The organism is Streptomyces sp. LARHCF249, from assembly GCF_052871255.1.
This window is the reverse complement of the sequence record NZ_JBIXJQ010000004.1, coordinates 702,484-715,431: the sequence shown is the minus strand read 5'-3', so window position 1 is coordinate 715,431 and position 12,948 is coordinate 702,484. Positions and strand designations below refer to the sequence as shown.

The following is a 12,948-nucleotide window of genomic DNA, read 5'->3' as shown; positions in this document are numbered from 1 at the left end:
GGCTCGATGAGCGACCACAGTTCATCCGACACGATCCACGGCCGCGACTGACGTTTCCCCACGGCCAGACCAACGACCATCCGGACTGAAGGCCACATGATCAACAGCTTCTGTTAGGACCTCTAAGGGCGTTCTCCAGACGCCCGGACTCGATGGCCGTGCCGCTGCTGATCTTGATGATGTCGATGCCCATTTCCACAGGGAGCACGCAAGGCCACGATCAGGTCCTGTACCGATATCACTGACAGCATCTCTAGTTTCCTTGGAGCAGCGTATCCTCGGTCTCAGGCGGCGGCGATTCATCGGCAGCCCAGCGCAGTGCCGCCGACGATCATGCGCTATCGGGGTGGAAATGGATTCACCCGAGATGACCAAGAGGCCGCCTCCCACGCCTGCTCAAACACCGCTCGCGTTACGACACTGGCCTGGAATTCCGGCTGACAGGTGACATCGGAGATATCGCCGACCGGAATCTCACTCAGGCCAATTTCCGCTGATTCGTGCTGCTCGTCAGCCCGGATCGTCCTACCGTCTCGATAGACGTGCACCTTGCGCGTCTCGTAGCCGTTCTCGCCGATCTCGCTGTAGATCGTGATGGGCTCCTCAGGGAGGTCATGCAGCCAGTTGACGTGCCAGTACTCCATGGCGATCAGCTCTCTCCGTGACTTACTATTCGACCACTAATATCCAGGCTCTGATCATTCAGGATAACGTAAACATCTGGTCGCTCGACGGAGCGCCAGACTTCGAGCCCACCCATGTCGATCTCGAAATAGTGGGTGAATCTGTGGCCTGCCCACGGTACGCGTACGAATCCATGGGAGAGCTGACCGCGGGTCCTGGTGCCTGGTTCGATCGGCGACAGGTACTGTCCGTCGCCGAATCGGGCGTCCTTCGGATTGTCCGCCTTAATTGATGGCCACATCTCCCCGCTGTCCAGGATTCCTTCGTATCCTTTTTGGTTCGTGTAGTGGTAAAGAGTACCGAGTTCGTCCTCGGGGACACGCTCTATTCGATATGGGCATTCATCGTCCGGCGCCAGGCCGAGTGGGTCGGCCCATGTGTGGGGGTTGTGGACGTAAGTGTCGGGGTTGGGAGCCGGGGCAAGACCCAGCGGGTCCGGTGAAAGGTACCGGGCGGTTTCCGGGTCGTAGGTACGCGCGACGTTGTAGTGGAGACCGGACTCCGGGTCGAAATACTGGCCTGGGAAGCGGAGCGGTGTGTAGGCGGTGGCGTCCCGGTTCCAGGCGGTGGTCCCCCAGAGTGTGCTCCGCGCCTGCCAGGCGATGTCGCCCTGTTCGTCGACGAGTTCGGTGGGAGTGCCAACCAGGTCTGCGACCATGGCGAAGAAGCGGGAGTCGATTTCCTGCCGGCCTCCGTCGTGGGCGATGCATTCAGTCTGAGTGAGCGGATGGCGTCCCTGATGCGTCCAGCTGGTGATGACGGGGTGGGGAAGTTGGGGGAGGACTCGGTCTGCTCGCAGAGCACGGGGCCATCCCAGGTGAAAAGGATCTCCTCCACCACATCTCCGGAGGCGGACAGGCACTGCTTGGCAGTGCGTCGCCCCAGCGGGTCGTATCGGTAGCGCCAGGTGATGCCGTCGGGCGTCACCACGGAGGTCAGGCGGTCTTCGGCGTCCCATGTGTAGTGCCAGTTGGCCGGCTTGTGGGACAGGCGCGTCTTCTGTCGGAAGACGACCCGGCCTGCGGTGTCGTGCTCGTAGCGGACTGCACCGGCCCGGCTGTGGCGGGTCCCCTGGTAGGAGCGTGAGCCTCTGGCTTCCGCCCCAGGATGCGAGTTCGGCCACGTGGCGTCGATCTGGTTGCCGATGTCGTCGTAGGCGTACCGCTCAGCCCACCCAGCCGCGTCCACGGCGGTGATGCGGGAAGCGTCGTCCGGGGTGAAGATACGGATCCCGGTGGCTGCGTCCTCGATTGAGGTGAGGACGCCGTCTGCACGGTAGGCGTAGTCGCGCTGGTTCAGGACGCGGCCAGCCTGGCCCGTCACCTGCTGGCTGGTACGGCGGCCTTGGTCGTCATATGCGTAATCGATGCCGACGCCGCTGCTGAACGTGTACGAGAGAGCCTGTCCCGCGGCATTGCGACGGAAGGCAACGGCGTGCCCGGATTATCCGCACCCCCAGCCTGCGGACGACCGCCGGGCTTAGGTTTGGCGTTAGTTCGGTATGAGTCGTCCGGGTCCGAAGATTCCGCCGTTGCCGGTGACCGATGCCCAGCGGACTGTGCTGGAAGGCTGGTTACGCCGTCGCACACGGCACAGGCTTTGGCTCAGCGGTCGCGGATCGTGCTGGAGTGCGCGGACGGACATTCGGTCATGGAAATGTCACGCCGGTTGCGGATCGCTCCGGACACGGTCCGCACCTGGCGGCGGCGCTTCCTGGAGCACGTCCTGGACGGGCTGGGCGACGAGCCGCGGCCGGGTGTCCCGCGGAACATCACCTAGGCCGTGTTTTAGAAGTCGCGGGCGGCTAGCCATTTCGTGAGGTCGCCCGCGATACGGTCGCGGCTGTTCTCGACGGTGACGTCGTGCTCGCGGCGGGTGGTGTCGCGGCGGACGATCTCGTAGCCGCCCTCGTCCAATGCGGCAACCGAGGCGAACCAGGAGGGGTCGTCCTCGTCGGGCTGGATGACCACGAAGGTGTTGTCGCTGTCGTTTAGGTCGCCGATCAGCATGAACAGAGCGTCCTCGGACGGGTCATCGACGTGGTCGCCGTTCTCGCTGTCGGCGCAGTAGTACTGGGCGGCCACTGGTTCTCCCCCTGGATGAGCTGCTGAATGCCGGTGGTCAGCATGGCACGACCCGTGCCGACGGCCGGTGGTTCACAGCCACTGGTGGATCGCCGCGATCTGGACGGTGGCCTCGAAGCGGACGGCGAGCTTGTCGTATCGAGTTGCCACCGCCCGGTGCTGCTTGAGGCGGCTGATCCCGCACTCGACTGCGTGCCAGGCTTTGTAGTCCTCCCGGTCGAAGGCCGGCGGTCGGCCGCCCAAGCGGCCGCGGCGCTTGCGATTGCGGATCTGGTCGGCCGGCTCGGCGATGGTGCAACGGATTCCGCGTCTCCGCAGGTAGGCGCGGTTGGCACGTGAGGAGTACGCCTTGTCTCCCCGCACCCGCAGCGGCTTGCTCCGGGGGCGTCCACCGCCCGATTTGGGCACCCGAATCCCTTCGAGGACCGGCTCGAACTGCGGGCTGTCACCCCGCTGGCCTGCTGTGACCAGCAGAGACAACGGTTGCTGGCCCTGCTCGCACGCCAGATGGATCTTTGTGGTGAACCCGCCTCTGGACCGGCCGAGTCCGTGGTCGTCCAGCTCGCTGCTGATGCCGCCGGGCGGTTCCTTCTGACCTGCCCCGTCCCGGCGGGCTCCGGCCGCGTGCTGATGGGCCCGGCAGATCGTGGAGTCGACATTCACCTCCCACGTGATCAGCCCGGCCGCGTCCGCCCGCGCCTGCAACAAGGTCAGGAGCCCGGCCCAGACGCCCTCGCGCTGCCAGCGGCGGAAGAGTCCATACACGGTCTGCCACGGCCCGTACTCACACGGCAGGTCCCGCCAGGGAACACCGGTCCGCACCCGCCATCGCACCCCGTCGATCAACCGCCGACGGTTCCGCGACCGGCGGCCCAACCCCACTACCGGCAACAACGGCTCCAGCACCGACCACTGCTCATCAGAGAGAGCCCCTCATCCCACACCGTGATCATCACGACGTGAGACGAGATCCGACAGCGAGTTCTGAAAGACGACCATAGGCGCCCCGGCCGTGCGGATGCGAGGGTCACCCCATGTGCGCCTTGACGTAGTCGATGACCTCGTTGAACTCCTTCGTCGGCGAAAAGTCAACGTACTCACAGTCCTCAAGCGCTTCCGGAACGTGACCCGGTGGCCAGTAGAACGCCTGCCCCGCCTCGTAGATCTCGTCCCCGTGGTCCGTCCGCATCTTCAGCCGCCCCTTGAACAGGTACCCCCAGTGGGGGCATCGGCACTGGTCGCCGGGCATGCCCTTGACAGCCGGTGCCATGTCCGTGCCCTTGGGAAAGCGGACGAAGGCGGCGGTCATGTCGCCACCGAGCTCCTGCATGCGCAGCTCCACGCCACCGCCTTCGATCGCGACCGGAGCGTCGTCGCGCGTCGTCGCCACCATGACTCCTCCACATCCGGTCCACCGAGGGACCTGGGGACCTCCATTCACCTCCAGCCTGTGCCCGACGGCTGCGGCGCGCTACACGGGCCCCGCGCCGCCGTGTTTTTAGGAAGCGCGGGCGGCCAGCCATTTGGTGAGGTCGCCCGCGATACGGTCGCGGCTGTTCTCGACGGTGACGTCGTGCTCGCGACGGGTGGTGTCGCGGCGGACGATCTCGTATCCGTCCTCGCGGTCCGGAACCCCGATCTAAAACACGGCCTAGGTGTATTGACCCGCAGGGTGTTTACTCGGCTGATGGGCGGCTTGCCGTCGAGTGCGGTGTGGCAGCGGTGGTGGTTGTAGGTGTGGAGGAAGTCTGCCAGGGCTGCCGTCCGCTGGCCGCCGGCGTCTTCCTCGCGCCGGCGGCGTGCTGGTGGGCCCACACCGCTGTTGAGTCCACCGACACGTCCCAGTCGATCTGGCCCGCGGCGTCCTCGGCCGCCTGGATTCGAGACAGCAGCATCGTCCACGTGCCATCTGCTGACCAGCGGCGACGGCGTTTGTAGACGCTCTCCCACGGCCCGAACCGCTCCGGCAGATCCCGCCACTGCACACCGGTCCGCACCCGGTACAACACCCCGTTGATCACCCTGCGGTGATCACTCCACCGGCCCCCACGCGCACCACCAGCAGGTAAGAACGACTCCAGCCGGTCCCACTCCGCATTCGTCAGATCCCCACGGCCCATACAGACAGCCTGACCCCAACACCCCACGCACGTCAGGAGATCCGAGAAACATTGCCTAGACCACGTAGCAGCGGTGCAACGGCCTGAGCAGCTCGGGACTCTTCGCTGCAAGCAGTCGGGATGGGGCGCCGGGTGGGCAGCGTCACGATGGTTCTCCCCTCTGATCCCTCAGCGGGCGGAAGAACGCGCGGATGTCGGCCGCGACGAGCTCGGGTTCCTCGTTGGCGACGAAGTGACCGCCTGCGGGCAGGTCGTGCCAGTAGCGGATGTCCGTGTAGGTGCGATCGGCCAGTGATCTGGGCATGCCGAGGTCACCGACGCCAACCGTGATCCCGGCCGGGACGGTGAGCACGGGCAGTGGCAGTCTGCGGTCCCCCCGCTGGTCGAAGTACGGACGGAACGAGGACCCGATGGTGCCGGTCGCCCAGTAGAGCATGATCGTGGTCAGGAGCTCGTCCTTGCTGAACCGGCGCTCGAGGTCACCGTCGCAGTCGCTCCACTCCCGGAACTTCTCCGCCAGCCATGCGGCCAGTCCGGACGGTGAGTCGAGCAGGGCTGCGGCGAGTGTGTCAGGGCGAGTGGACTGGAGCTCGGCGTATGCGGTGGCGTTGTCCCATTTCGTCGCCGACGAGGCCAGGAACTCCTGCTCGGCAGCGGTGAGGTCGCCGCTTCGCTCCACCGGCGGGTATGCGGCCTGGGCCACGTGAATCCCGACGACCTTGTCCGGGTGCCCAGCAGCGAGCCAGTGGCTGACACTGCTGCCGATGTCTTCACCATACGTACCGAAACGCCGGTACCCGAGCACCTCGCTCATCAACCGGGCCCAGGTCTCGGCAACCGCCGGACCAGTCACCGGGCCGTTGCCGGAAGGTGTGGAAAAGCCGAACCCCGGGAGTGACGGCACCACGACGTCGAACACGTCGCCGGGGTCACCACCGTGCGCTACCGGATCGGTGAGGAGCGGCACGAGCGGCAGCATCTCCGCGAACGAGTACGGCCACCCGTGCGTCACCACCAGGGGCAGTGGTGCGGGCCCGCCGGCTGTACGGACACCAGGTACGTGGACAAAGTGGACGGTCTGCCCATCCACATCGGCGAGATACTGCGGGAACGAGTTGAGCCAGCCCTCACGTGCTCGCCAGTCGAAACCGGCCACCCAGTAATCGAGTAGCTCGCGAAGGTAATCCGGGTCTGTCCCGGCCGACCAGCGGGTGCCTGGGGAACGCACAGGCAGACGGGTCCGGGCCAATCGGGCCCTGAGGTCGTCGAGCACTGAGTCGGGAACATCGATAGTGAAGGGCTTCATGTCCTCCAACCTAATGTCGGTAGCTGACATCCCGCCCGCTGCACTCCGGACGGAGACGGGTGCCTTCACGCTGCGGCGGGCGGTTGCGAAAGATCAATGAGCGGTGTGCATCGTGAAGTTGCAGGTCACGGGGCTGGTGTGCAGGCGGGTTACCGTGCTCGCGCTGGTCGGCGGCCGATGTCCACGGTGAAGATCGTCTGTCAGGGCGGCCGAGACGGTTCTCGGGTTCTGCTGCGCCCGTCGTGAAGGTCCGCCTACGATCCGTCGCCGTACGGATGCGCCGCTGGATCGCGGGGAGGGTGAGGGGATGTCCGAGCTGGAGCGGATCACGGCTCGTCGGAGCGAGCTGGACACGCTCGCCGAGGAGTTGGGTAAGCGGCTTGGGGAGGTCGAGGCGGAGCGGGAGGAGTTGCTGATCGCTGAGCGGGTACTGAACCGGCTGGCCGAGCAGGACCGGGTCCAGGCTGGTGAAAGCACAGGTGGCGGGGCGTGCGGTGCTGCTGATCCCGCACCGCGGCGATGACCCGGACGAGACCGCCCTGCCCGGTGACTACCGCAAGATCCTGGCGATCGTACGGGCCGCCGATGGTCCGGTGCAGGACGCGCACCAGGACATCAGGAGCTGTCGCCCGGAACGGGGCTCAAGACCATCGAGATCCGCCTCGACACCGTCCGAGACCTCGCACTCCACCTTCACGCCCGGGGTCACACCACCTGGGCGAGTGTGAACGTCACCGACCTGGAGGCATTCCTGGCCCGCAACCCGGCCCGCCGATCTTCCTGGCTCGCGGGGCTGCGGCAGTTCTTCTCCCACGTCCACCGCACCGGACTGGTGCTCCACAGGCCGCCCAGCGCTTCACTGCCCTGGTCCGCGACCGCACAGGCTCTTCAGGCTGGCCAGCTGAGTTGCCCGCTCTTGACCTGGAGTACATCGGGAACCTCGGCTTCGTAGAACCTGAGGAGTCCGACCTCTACCGCGCCATTCTCGAGCAGCTGCGTTTCGTGAGCCCTTGTGGCGCCAGCAGAGCAGCTCGCCGACCTTCTCGAACTCGTCCGGGTGTATCTCCTGTCGGGACGTCAGCGACCAGCCCTTCCGCGGCAGGTCGGTGCGACTGGCCAGTGTCGAGCAGAGCACACCACCCACCCGCGATGCCACGCCCTGCCCGGCGAGTAGTGGGTAGGGGTCGTCCTCAATCACGGGGATCCCCGAGTCGTCCACCACCACGACCGGGAACTCGGTGATGATGGACAGTCGCTCCGGTTGGGGTCCGATCCCCAGATGCCAGCTCAGTTCGGCGAGCTCCTGCGCGGAGATCTCGTCCTGCAGGTCGACGCTGATCATCAGCTCATGGATGTCACTCACCCGGTGAACCCCATGGCCGACCACCGACCAAGCGAGGGCACCGCCGGGATCTCAAGCGGAGTCAGCCCAGATGATGGCGACGTCGAGGTGCATCGGGCGGGTGAAGCGCCCCGCGAGGGGCCTGGGGCTGGGGTTCCCGGGGGCGCTCGCGGTTTCCGCCGGATCAGTTCGTCTGGTACACGCCGAAAATGTCGATTACCAGGTCTATGTCGTCCCAGCCGCGGTTCCAGAAGTCGATGATGCCGTGGTACCCCGTGCCGGCTTGGACCAGGTTGGGGATGGTTTCTGCCCGTTTCCAGTTCAGGTTGGAGGAGTTGGGCGGCGTGGGGAAGCTTGCCCAGCCGCCGTTGTAGGCGCTCAAGGCGTTCGGGTCGGGGGCGACCGTCAGGTGCCCCTCGCCCTGGGTGTTCGTCACCGTGGTGTTCAGTACGAAGGCGGTGTTGGCGGGGTATTGGGTGGACAGCGGCATGTAGATGTAGCTCTGTCCGGGCAGAGGGCCCCACGCCCAGTCGGCGCTGTCGCGGGTGTCGAGTATCCGCTCCGGAGCGAACGGCAGGTAGGCCCCGCGACCGCCGGGCTGGTAGTAGCCGACGACATCAACGATGACGTCGGTGGCACCCCAGGCGCCGTTGCGGAAGTTGACCGATCCGTCGGGTCCGACCGGGACGATCACTGAGTTGGCGACGGTCTGGCCGGCGCGAAAGTTCACGTTGGAGGTGATTGGGACGGTGCCTCCGCTGGGGAACACGGTCAGGTGGCCGTCTTCGCGCGGGTTGGTGACGGTCACGTTCAGCGCGACCGCTGTGGCGTCTTCGGGAATCCCTCGCCCGTCGGCGAGCCGGATGCCGAACGTGGTCTGCCCTCGGAGCTGGCCCGGAGCCGTTCCGGTGCCGTTTCGCGTGTCGACGACGCGCGAGGGTTCCAGTGGGGTGTAGCCGCTCGCCCTGGTGTGGGTGAAGTAGCCGGTGATGTCGGCGATCAGGTCGACCGGCTGCCAGCCGCCGTTGTACAGGTCGACGTAGCCGCTTTCATGGACCGGTACGATCACCAGGTTCGGGACGCTCTGCCCCTTGGCGAAGTTGACATTCGACGTGATCGGACGCTCGCTGCCTTCAGGCCAGATCGTGACGTGGCCACCGCTCGCGGTGTTGGTGGCGGTCACGTTGAGGACCACGGCCGTCACGCCGGCAGGGATCGAGCCGTTGCCGGCGATCTTCACTCGGGTGGTTCCGTAGGCGGGGACTTTCCCCTTGGGGGCGCCCGTCCCGTTCCGGGTGTCCAGCAGGCGGGTGGGCGTGTACGGCGTGAAGTCGGAGCCAGACGTGACGATGGCGAGCGTATTGGCGGCACGCTCGCCTGAACCGTCCCGCAGAGTCACCTTGATCGTGTAGGCGCCAATCTCCTCGTAGGAGTGGTCCGCGGTCACATCGATGGGTCCGTACGTGTCGAAGACGTCCGTGGTGCCGTCGCCCCAGTCGATGAAGCCCGACATCTGGGTGTCAGGTTCGACGCTGACAGCGAGGTCCAAACTGATCCCACGGGCACTCGTACCCTTGGCCTTCAGCCCGACCGATGGCTCAAGTGCGCCAGCCCCCTGAGTCTGCGGGGTGGCCTCGCCTCTACCGGCAGGCGTCGCCCGGACCGTACGCTCGGCCGGGCTCGTGAAGGTGCTGAAGTTCGACGCCGTTGCAGCGGCCAGATCCGTTTCCGCGGCACTCACCCCGTGGGCGTGAGGTCTCTCTGGCTCGGCAGCCCGGGCTATGCCCGGTATGAAACCCACGCCAGCCGCGATGACGGCGGCGGAAGCTACGAGTCGGCGATGGCGCACCGGCCCCCCATTTTCTGTTTGCGGTTGAACTAGTTCGAAATCTCGCCCAGAGTACACAGCCCAAGCGGTGGATCACACAGGCATCCTGGTCCGGCGGCGGGCCCGGGGCCCGCGAGATCGGCGCTGGGATGGCGTCGCCTTTCCAGGGCTGGGCGAGGGGCACCAGTGCAGCTCATTGCGTCGGCCTGTTCCAGGGCGCTGATGGTGCGGCGGCGCCATCGTGTCGTGGCTACGGCGGCGGCAGCCGCTCCCAGAGCCAGCAGGCTGGTCAGCGGGACTGCCCAGGCTGCGGCCGCGAACAGGGTGCGCGGTGACTCCATGACGTCCACTTCCGAGGGGAGCGTAACGCCGAGTCGCCCGACACCGCATCATGCTGTGTGAGCGCCCGGCAGCGCCTGCGAGTGGGCGTGATGCAGTCGCGCGAGGCGGGCGGTTGGTTACTGAGGTTGAAGGCGTGATGTCAGGTCCTGGCTCGGTGGTGACAGGCCCGGGCACGGGGAGGATGGCTGCGTGAGTCCGGCGGGTCACTAGTGCTGTGACCGGAAAGGTTTGCCGGGTTGGTGGTCAGGCTGCGATAGGTAGCGGTCTGTCGCCCCAGCGGATGGGTCGGGGCGGCGCTGGTGTGGGTGGAGGTGCTGCCGTCGGCGTTTGTCGCGGCGGACGTCCTGTCCCTACGGCCTAGTGTCGCTTGGGATCGGTCCCAACGATCAGGGTGTGTGAACATTTCGACGGACGGCTCCTACCGCTATCGGCGAGCGCCGGCACCAACGGCAGGGCGGCGAACCAGGCGTTCTACCTGCTCATCCCGTAACAGCCCCATGAGGCAGTGGCGCCGCCTGGGACCGGGGCCAGCGGTTCAAGTTCGCCGTGGTCGGCGGCAGCGTCAACAAGGGCGGGACCGGGGACTCAGGGGATGAAGGTCGGGGGCCGGCGCGAGATCATCGTGCCCTCGCGCCTAGGCTACGACAACCAGTCCCCCTCGTAGTTGATCCCGGCGGGTTCCACGCTCGTCTTCCTGGTGGATCTGCTCGTCGTCTGAGAAGACCCGTTTCGGCCTCTCCTGCGCAACGAAGGTCAGCCGTGGCGAACTGGCTCGCGAGGCCTTACTCGCCCCCTCCCCCGCCACCGCCACCGCCACCGCCACTGGAATGTCCGCCGAAGTGTGTGCCCGTGCCCCAGTCGGAACCGGAGCCGCCGTCAAACCCACCGCCCGTGCGCCTACGACTCCGGCCGCCACGGGATCCACCCGGCGACCCCTGGCGCGCCCGGGGTTGCTCCGGTCCGTCCGGGGCGACGGTGATCCCGCTGAAAACGTAAGCCGGCACGCTCGCGTCGCGCCCGGCCACCCGTAGTTTTCGCCTGCCCCTGCGGGTCACCCGGCGACCCGCGCCCGCCACCAGGCCCCGTGCTGCCAGCCGGCCACCGATGATCTCCTCTACCTCCGGGAAGCGCCGCATGGCAGCGCGCACGGCCTCGATGGTCTTGCCACGCCGACAGAAGGCGACCACAGCACGCTCGACCGCATGCCCGGGAGGTCGCTTCCCGCCCACAGCACGCACCCACCGCTCGTGCACCACCAACAGCCCGCGTCTGTTCAGCTCGATGATCACACTGTCCGCCACACGCTCGGCCCCGCCCGCCAAGAACGCAACCTCGTACACATCCAGAGGCCCGATCCCCCCGCCCGAACCTCGCGCCAACCACCGGAACAGCCATCGCATTCCAGACCCCCCGTCTCAGGCCACCTCATCTGCTGGCAGTGTCACCCGCCGACACAGCCCCCAACCCCAACGAGGCTTTCACAAGGAGTGAGCGCGTACATGGCCAAGCCGACCAGATACCGCGCTCAGCGGCCAATCCCCCCGGCCCGGCACCAGTGGCGCAGCCCGGGTTGGCTTCGGTCGGGAACACAGGGCCGGTGGCGGATCGTCCAGGACGCCCGCCAGCACTGAGCAGCCACGAACCTCCCCCGCCGGCGCCGGCTTGGCTCTCCTGCGGAAGATAGTGCTCCTGGCCAGCTGGCCCGGGCCGCACCCCCGCATTGGACTTGGCCTCGCCCCCGTCGACCACTACTGCACCTGCGGCATGCCCTGGTCCCACGCCTGCCAGACCGACCTCGCCGCCACCGACGGACGCCCCGGAAGACTTCAGCTCCGCTTCAACCGCCTGAGCGAAGTGAAGCGAGAGCTCTGGCAAGAACGGCCCCAGGCGCTCGCCGGACGCGAGGAAGTGTGGGAGGAGAAGGAGCTGCCGGCAGCGCTCGCCGCGGCGGCCATCCGCCGGTAACACGACTGAGCCAGTGCGCCCCGGCCCACGGCGAGGGCGCACCAGCTTCCCCTGGCCCCTGCGTGCGTTGTCAGTGGCCTGCGCCACCATGCCCTTGTGGTCTCTCTGGACGATCTGCCCCGGTACCGTCGAGCATAGCTCCTGTGGCGCTGGTCCCACCAGGGCGTCGACCGACTCGAGCAGAAGGTCCGCGAGGCGGAAGGCCGGCCCTGCCGGATGCCCATCGCGCCGAAGGTGCCCCCGGGCCCGCTGGCCGCAGTCCCGGGCGACGACGGCCGCCTGCACCTCGTACGCGCTGGGCACATGCTCTGCGCCGAAGGTGAGACCGAGAACGGCTGGGAGCACCAGGCATGCATCGCCTGGATCGACCGGGGGAACGGCCCCGAGGACTGGACCGGCGGACCTTACGTCCCGCTGGAGCACGAAGGGCGCTCGTTCATGCACCTCTGGACGGTCCGCAGCCTGGGCCCCGCCCAAGACCCTGGCGCCGTGGGCCGCGCAACGCGCTGTCGTTCCGGCGGCCCCCACTGGCCGCCGCCGCCGGCGCGCAGCCGGGCCATCCGGCTCCTGCGCGAAGCTCTCGTCACGGCCTTCGGGCCTGACTGCCAGATCTGCGGCCTCTACCCCGGCGAGGTGGTCGATCACGACCACGAAACGGGCTACGTCCGAGGCCTTCTCTGCCGGTTCTGCAACTGCACCGTCGACGAGTGCCCCCACATCGCGGACTGCCCGAATGCCGACTTCCTGCGGCATCCGCCAGCGTTTGCCCTCGAGCTCATCTACCCCGCGAACCAGGAGTGGCGGCCCCGGGAGTCCACCCGGCGCCGCAAGATCGAGCAGCTGGGGTTCGACCCCTTCGACGGGCTCCGCCTTCCAAGGCCGTAGCCGAGAGCTAGCGCGCCCAGTCCTTCAACGCCGACGCGATCTCCCGCACGTCGATGGCCCCTGCGGCAACCTGCTCGACCAGGTCGGCGGCCTCCTTCGAAGTCACCCTCACCGGCATCCCGGAAGCGTGGAGGTACGCAGCGGCCACCGTGGCCGCGAACAGCTCGTTGCTGTGCTCCAGGGCCGGGATCCGTACGAGCTGCTGGAGGAGTGCTGCGGCACGGTGGTGCGGCTGGTCGTACGCCGGCGTCGCGTCCATGACGCGGTAGGCGTGTCGCGCCCGGGCGGCTTCCAGCGCGCCCCAATCCGCCACTTCTGGGTCCCCAGGAAGGTCCCGGTGCGCAATCTCGAGCAGCCACGGCAGGTCTACCTGCAGGAACATGGCCATCGGA

12 protein-coding genes and 5 pseudogenes are annotated in these 12,948 nt (G+C 67.2%); 5 read left to right on the top strand and 12 right to left on the bottom strand.

The genetic code is table 11. The features are described from left to right. Positions 1-338 precede the first annotated feature (338 nt). Both ACIPUC_RS15140 and ACIPUC_RS15135 read right to left on the bottom strand, forming a co-directional pair. Positions 339-644: a DUF6881 domain-containing protein gene (locus ACIPUC_RS15140; protein ID WP_446589692.1), complete on the bottom strand. Its 306-nt coding sequence runs from the start codon at positions 642-644 to the stop codon at positions 339-341. A gap of 5 nt (positions 645-649) precedes the next feature. After that, positions 650-2,127 (bottom strand): annotated as a pseudogene (locus ACIPUC_RS15135) (HYD1 signature containing ADP-ribosyltransferase family protein); the annotation flags it as partial. Between the two features lie 207 nt (positions 2,128-2,334). Between ACIPUC_RS15135 and ACIPUC_RS15130 the strand changes: the two are divergent. Continuing rightward, positions 2,335-2,463, top strand: coding sequence for a helix-turn-helix domain-containing protein (locus tag ACIPUC_RS15130; RefSeq protein WP_446589691.1), 129 nt, complete (start codon positions 2,335-2,337; stop codon positions 2,461-2,463). Between the two features lie 8 nt (positions 2,464-2,471). On the opposite strand, the gene ACIPUC_RS15125 is transcribed toward ACIPUC_RS15130, so the two are convergent. From ACIPUC_RS15125 to ACIPUC_RS15100, 6 genes and pseudogenes are all read right to left on the bottom strand, one after another. Next, positions 2,472-2,768, bottom strand: coding sequence for a hypothetical protein (locus tag ACIPUC_RS15125; RefSeq protein ID WP_446589689.1), 297 nt, complete (start codon positions 2,766-2,768; stop codon positions 2,472-2,474). 72 nt (positions 2,769-2,840) lie between these two features. Then, a pseudogene (locus ACIPUC_RS15120) lies at positions 2,841-3,701 on the bottom strand (IS5 family transposase); the annotation flags it as partial. 94 nt (positions 3,702-3,795) lie between these two features. After that, on the bottom strand, positions 3,796-4,161 hold the full coding sequence (locus ACIPUC_RS15115; RefSeq protein ID WP_446589687.1) for a hypothetical protein: 366 nt from the start codon (positions 4,159-4,161) through the stop codon (positions 3,796-3,798). A 258-nt stretch (positions 4,162-4,419) separates the two neighbouring features. After that, a pseudogene (locus tag ACIPUC_RS15110) lies at positions 4,420-4,535 on the bottom strand (IS481 family transposase); the annotation flags it as partial. After that, positions 4,532-4,888: pseudogene (locus ACIPUC_RS15105) on the bottom strand (IS5 family transposase); the annotation flags it as partial. The pseudogenes ACIPUC_RS15110 and ACIPUC_RS15105, both read right to left, overlap by 4 nt. A gap of 142 nt (positions 4,889-5,030) precedes the next feature. Then, the gene (locus ACIPUC_RS15100) at positions 5,031-6,194 is read right to left on the bottom strand and encodes an epoxide hydrolase family protein (protein WP_446589686.1); all 1,164 of its coding nucleotides are present in this window, start codon (positions 6,192-6,194) and stop codon (positions 5,031-5,033) included. A 307-nt stretch (positions 6,195-6,501) separates the two neighbouring features. Here ACIPUC_RS15100 and ACIPUC_RS15095 point away from each other — a divergent pair, with 307 nt between their 5' ends. Further along, complete coding sequence (locus tag ACIPUC_RS15095) at positions 6,502-6,717, top strand: hypothetical protein (RefSeq protein ID WP_446589684.1); 216 nt, start codon at positions 6,502-6,504, stop codon at positions 6,715-6,717. 333 nt (positions 6,718-7,050) lie between these two features. On the opposite strand, the gene ACIPUC_RS15090 is transcribed toward ACIPUC_RS15095, so the two are convergent. Beyond that, positions 7,051-7,557: a hypothetical protein gene (locus ACIPUC_RS15090; RefSeq protein WP_446589683.1), complete on the bottom strand. Its 507-nt coding sequence runs from the start codon at positions 7,555-7,557 to the stop codon at positions 7,051-7,053. Positions 7,558-7,720: 163 nt separating this feature from the next. Next, entirely contained in the window at positions 7,721-9,277 is a 1,557-nt protein-coding gene (locus tag ACIPUC_RS15085) for a hypothetical protein (protein ID WP_446589682.1), read from the bottom strand. Positions 9,278-10,216: 939 nt separating this feature from the next. On the opposite strand from ACIPUC_RS15085, the pseudogene ACIPUC_RS15080 reads away from it, so the two are divergent. After that, a pseudogene (locus ACIPUC_RS15080) lies at positions 10,217-10,370 on the top strand (FKBP-type peptidyl-prolyl cis-trans isomerase); the annotation flags it as partial. Positions 10,371-10,488: 118 nt separating this feature from the next. Here ACIPUC_RS15080 and ACIPUC_RS15075 read toward each other — a convergent pair. Further along, on the bottom strand, positions 10,489-11,106 hold the full coding sequence (locus tag ACIPUC_RS15075; RefSeq protein WP_446589681.1) for a TIGR04222 domain-containing membrane protein: 618 nt from the start codon (positions 11,104-11,106) through the stop codon (positions 10,489-10,491). 364 nt (positions 11,107-11,470) lie between these two features. Here ACIPUC_RS15075 and ACIPUC_RS15070 point away from each other — a divergent pair, with 364 nt between their 5' ends. Both ACIPUC_RS15070 and ACIPUC_RS15065 read left to right on the top strand, forming a co-directional pair. Further along, positions 11,471-11,671: a hypothetical protein gene (locus ACIPUC_RS15070; protein WP_446589680.1), complete on the top strand. Its 201-nt coding sequence runs from the start codon at positions 11,471-11,473 to the stop codon at positions 11,669-11,671. Between the two features lie 216 nt (positions 11,672-11,887). After that, the gene (locus ACIPUC_RS15065; protein WP_446589679.1) at positions 11,888-12,556 is read left to right on the top strand and encodes an endonuclease domain-containing protein; all 669 of its coding nucleotides are present in this window, start codon (positions 11,888-11,890) and stop codon (positions 12,554-12,556) included. A gap of 7 nt (positions 12,557-12,563) precedes the next feature. Here the strand turns inward: ACIPUC_RS15065 and ACIPUC_RS15060 are convergent, their stop codons facing one another. Further along, a complete protein-coding gene (locus ACIPUC_RS15060; RefSeq protein WP_446589732.1) occupies positions 12,564-12,938 on the bottom strand; it encodes a fic family toxin-antitoxin system, toxin component in 375 nt (124 codons plus the stop codon). Positions 12,939-12,948 lie beyond the last annotated feature (10 nt).

Coding starts and splice junctions, on each gene's coding strand:
- ACIPUC_RS15140 (WP_446589692.1), bottom strand. CDS start 644: ATGGAGTACTGGCACGTCAACTGGCTGCATGACCTCCCTGAGGAGCCC.
- ACIPUC_RS15130 (WP_446589691.1), top strand. CDS start 2,335: ATGGAAATGTCACGCCGGTTGCGGATCGCTCCGGACACGGTCCGCACC.
- ACIPUC_RS15115 (WP_446589687.1), bottom strand. CDS start 4,161: ATGGTGGCGACGACGCGCGACGACGCTCCGGTCGCGATCGAAGGCGGT.
- ACIPUC_RS15100 (WP_446589686.1), bottom strand. CDS start 6,194: ATGAAGCCCTTCACTATCGATGTTCCCGACTCAGTGCTCGACGACCTC.
- ACIPUC_RS15095 (WP_446589684.1), top strand. CDS start 6,502: ATGTCCGAGCTGGAGCGGATCACGGCTCGTCGGAGCGAGCTGGACACG.
- ACIPUC_RS15075 (WP_446589681.1), bottom strand. CDS start 11,106: ATGCGATGGCTGTTCCGGTGGTTGGCGCGAGGTTCGGGCGGGGGGATC.
- ACIPUC_RS15070 (WP_446589680.1), top strand. CDS start 11,471: ATGCCCTGGTCCCACGCCTGCCAGACCGACCTCGCCGCCACCGACGGA.
- ACIPUC_RS15065 (WP_446589679.1), top strand. CDS start 11,888: ATGCCCATCGCGCCGAAGGTGCCCCCGGGCCCGCTGGCCGCAGTCCCG.
- ACIPUC_RS15060 (WP_446589732.1), bottom strand. CDS start 12,938: ATGTTCCTGCAGGTAGACCTGCCGTGGCTGCTCGAGATTGCGCACCGG.